Here is a 3,804-nt window from a genome sequence, read left to right as displayed (position 1 = left end):
TGCGGAGGAGGGAGTCCATGCGGAGCATCGGCGACCGACGACAAGCCGGCGAGGTGCGTGCTCCGGCGGCGACCGCCTGGCGTGATCCGAAAGAGAGGGCCTAGGCTCGGGCCGTGCCCGAAGCCGTGACCTGCCCGCCTCCGCCCGGCCCCGCCTCGGACGACCCTCCGGCGCGTTCGCCGTGGCCGCGGTTCGCCCTGCTGGTGGCGATCCTCGCCGCGGTGACCGGCTCGCTGCTGCTGTGGAGCCCGACCGCGCTGCTCGACGGGGGCCTGTCCGAGGGGGCGCCCTGGTACTGGCGCGCCCCGCTGTTCACCGCCGTGTACGCGGTCGGCACGGTGGCCTTCTTCCCCCGGCCGGCCCTGAACGCGGCGGCCGGGCTGCTGCTGGGCGTGCAGCAGGGGCTGCTGCTGGCCGTGCTGGGCACCACCCTCGGGGCGGCGGTCGCCTTCGGGCTGGCCCGCTCGCTGGGCCGGGACGCGCTGCGGCGCTTCCTGCGCGGGCGGATGCTGCTGGCGATGGACCGGCGCTTCACCGACCAGGGGTTCCGCAGCATCCTGCTGCTGCGGCTCCTCCCCGGCCTGCCGTTCCAGGCGGCCACCTACGGCGCGGCCGTCTCCGGGGTGCGGTTCCCGCCGTTCATCCTCGCCACCGCGCTCGGGGTGGTCCCGGTGACCGCCGTCTACGTCGCCGCGGCGGCCACCGCGCGCGAGCCCGGGTCCACGGGCTTCCTGATCTCGGCCGGGCTGATCGGGGTGATCGGCGTCATCGGCCTGGTCCCGGTGGTGCGGGCGGCCGTCCGGCGACGGCGCGCGGTCCAGGTCTGAGCGCCGGGCGCCCGCCCGGCGCGCCGGGCGCGGAACACGCCGACGCGCTCGGCCGCACGGGGCCGTTGTCAGCGCCGTGTGAAATCGTTCCCGCATTGTTGACAGAAGGTCAATTGCGCGGTGGCCGCGACCGATATCGTCTACGCGCGCAACCGTACGCCCTTGTCCTGCGTCGCTTCTGATGCCCGGGTCCGCCCTGGCCGTCGGCGCGGCGCGACTCGTACGGACGGCGCGAGCGGGCACGAGACCGGTGATCAGTGCGATACTCGGACAGTTCCGACGAGTGGATGACGTGTCAAAAGGGCACGCGCACCGGGGGACCTGTACGGAACAGAGGCAGGGAGGCGCGGCATGGGAGCACTTCGCGACGAGCACCACAACGGGTGGCTGATGCCCTCCGGGAGCTACCCGGCCGCGGTGTACGAGGACGAGTGGGTCGAGCAGGAGACGGTACCGTCCTCCCCCGCCCCGACGAAGATCGTCTCCCTGCGGCCGACCGGATTCGAGGCGGCCCGCACGGTCGGCGAGCACATCCGGGCGAGCACCCCGGTGGTCATGGACCTCACCGAGATGGAGGAGGCCGAGGCCAAGCGCATGGTCGACTTCGCCTCCGGTCTGATCTTCGGCACCCGCGGCGGCATCGAGCGGATCGCCAAGAGGGTGTTCCTGCTCACTCCGGCGGACGTCGAGGTGATGGTGATCGACCGCCCGCTCGACGACACCGGCTTCTACAACCAGAGCTGAACCGGCCACGACCCGCCGGGCGCAGGAGAACCGGGGACGGCAACCGCCGTCCCCGGTTCTTTTTGCCCGGACGCCGTACGACGACGCCTCGAACGAGACTCCCGGATTAATGATGAGACATCCACGTCTCATTCGACGTACACTCGTTCCATGGCCACCGACCGTGACTCCGTCCTCGAAGCCGCCGTCGGCGTGCTCTCCCGCCGCCCGACCGCCCACCTCGACGAGATCGCCCGCGCCGCGGGCATCAGCCGCGCCACCCTGCACCGGCTCTTCCCGGGCCGGGACGCGCTGATCGGCGAGGTCGGCATGCTCGCGCTCCGGCGGCTGGCCGCGGCGCTCGACGCCTCCGGGGTCGACGAGGGCGACGCGCACGCCGCGCTGCGGCGGCTGATCGACGCGATCGTCCCCGACGCCATGCTCTGCGCCTACCTGACCGGCGAGAGCCAGCTCTACGACGACGAGGCGGTCAACGATCTCTGGGAGGCCCAGATGGCCCGGCTGCACGCGCTCTTCCTGCGCGGACAGCAGCAGGGGGTCTTCCGGATCGAGCTCTCCGCGGCCTGGCTCAGCGAGGCCTTCTTCGACCTGCTCGCCGGAATCGGCTGGGCCGTCCAGGACGGCCGGCTGGCCCCGCGCGACGCCACCTTCTCGCTCGCCGAGCTGTTCCTCGGCGGCGCCCTGCGCGCCCCGCGACCGCACTGATCCCCACTCCCCCGTCCACAGCACCCCGGACCGGAAACCGGACACCGATACCCATGAGCAGCACCGTCCTCCTCCAGCCCCGCCAGCGCTGGACCGGCCTCGCCGTCCTCGTCCTGGCCGTCACCCTGGTCGCCGTCGACGCGACCGTCCTGTCCCTGGCCATCCCCTCGATCAGCGAGACCCTGCGCCCCAGCGGCACCCAGCTGCTGTGGATCGGCGACGCCTACTCCTTCGTGCTGGCCGGCCTGCTGGTCTCGATGGGCTCGCTCAGCGACCGGATCGGCCGCAAGCGGCTGCTGCTGGCCGGTGCCACCGCGTTCGGCGCCGCCTCGCTGCTGGCCGCGTACGCGCCGACCGCCGGCTGGCTGATCCTGGCCCGGGTGCTGCTCGGCGTGGCCGGGGCGACCATCATGCCGTCCACCCTCTCGCTGATCCGCACGCTGTTCCCCGACGACCGGGAGCGGGCCACCGCGATCGGCATCTGGGGCGCCGCGGCGTCCGCCGGCGCCGCGCTCGGCCCGGTGGTCGGCGGTGTGCTGCTGGAGCACTTCTGGTGGGGCTCGGTGTTCCTGCTGAACATCCCGGTGCTGGTGCTGCTGCTGGTCTTCGGCGCCTGGCTGCTGCCGGAGTCCAGGGACCCGAAGCCGGGTCGCTGGGACGTGCTGAGCGTGCTGCTGTCGCTCGCCGGTGTGATCGGCGTGGTCTACGCGATCAAGGAGGCCGCGGCGCACGGCGTCGTCCGCTGGGACGTGCCGGTGACGGGCCTGCTCGGCGCGCTGGCGCTGGTCGCCTTCGTCCGCCGCCAGCTGCGGCTGGAGACCCCGCTGCTGGACGTCCGGCTCTTCGGCGACCGGCGCTTCACGGCCGCCGTGCTGGCCTCGCTGATCGCGCTGGTCGGCCTGTCCGGCATCGTCTTCGTGACCTCGCAGTACCTGCAGCTGGTCCGCGGCTACCCGCCGCTGAAGGCGGGCCTGGCCGAGCTGCCGGCCTTCGCCGGCGCGATAGCCGGCGGTCTGCTGACCGCCCGGCTGGTGCGCCGGACCGGCGCCCGCACGGCGCTCACCCTCGGCCTGCTGGTGATGGGCGTCGGGATCGGCCTGCTCGGCTGGATCCAGCAGGACACCACCTACCTGGTGCTGGCCGCCGCCTTCCTGCTGGTCGGCACGGCCGAGGGCGTGGTCTACACGCTGGGCGCGGACCTGGTGCTGGGCGCCGCCCCCGCCGACAAGGCCGGCGCCGCCTCGGCGGTCTCCGAGACGGCGTACGAGCTGGGCACCGCGCTCGGCATCGCCCTGGTCGGCTCGGTGGTCGGCGCGCTGTACGCGGGCCGGCTGGCCGTCCCGGCCGGGACGGACCCGGCGGCGGCCGCGCAGGCCGGCGAGTCGCTGGGCGGCGCGGTGGAGGTGGCCCACGGGCTGCCGGACACCCTGGCCGGTCCGCTGCTGGCGAGCGCCAGGGAGGCGTTCGTGCACGGCGTGAACGTGGCCGGGATGCTGGCGGCCGCGCTGCTGTTCGGCGCGGCGGTGCT

4 protein-coding genes are annotated in these 3,804 nt (G+C 73.8%); all 4 read left to right on the top strand.

The window, feature by feature from the left end; all coding sequences use genetic code 11:
* Positions 1–113 precede the first annotated feature (113 nt).
* On the top strand, positions 114–827 hold the full coding sequence (locus ABD308_RS23120; protein WP_344338155.1) for a TVP38/TMEM64 family protein: 714 nt from the start codon (positions 114–116) through the stop codon (positions 825–827).
* Positions 828–1,178: 351 nt separating this feature from the next.
* Positions 1,179–1,571, top strand: a complete 393-nt coding sequence (locus tag ABD308_RS23115) for a cell division protein SepF (RefSeq protein WP_344338154.1) — start codon at positions 1,179–1,181, stop codon at positions 1,569–1,571.
* A gap of 150 nt (positions 1,572–1,721) precedes the next feature.
* Positions 1,722–2,276, top strand: coding sequence for a TetR/AcrR family transcriptional regulator (locus tag ABD308_RS23110; protein WP_344338153.1), 555 nt, complete (start codon positions 1,722–1,724; stop codon positions 2,274–2,276).
* A gap of 53 nt (positions 2,277–2,329) precedes the next feature.
* The coding region (locus tag ABD308_RS23105) for an MFS transporter (RefSeq protein WP_344338151.1) at positions 2,330–3,804 on the top strand (1,475 nt) is incomplete at its 3' end.

Origin of the sequence: Kitasatospora putterlickiae, assembly GCF_039527695.1 — a bacterium.
In the GTDB taxonomy this organism is placed as follows: Bacteria; Actinomycetota; Actinomycetes; order Streptomycetales; family Streptomycetaceae; genus Kitasatospora; species Kitasatospora putterlickiae.
Note: the sequence above shows the minus strand (reverse complement) of the source record. Positions and strands in the feature narration are given on the sequence as shown.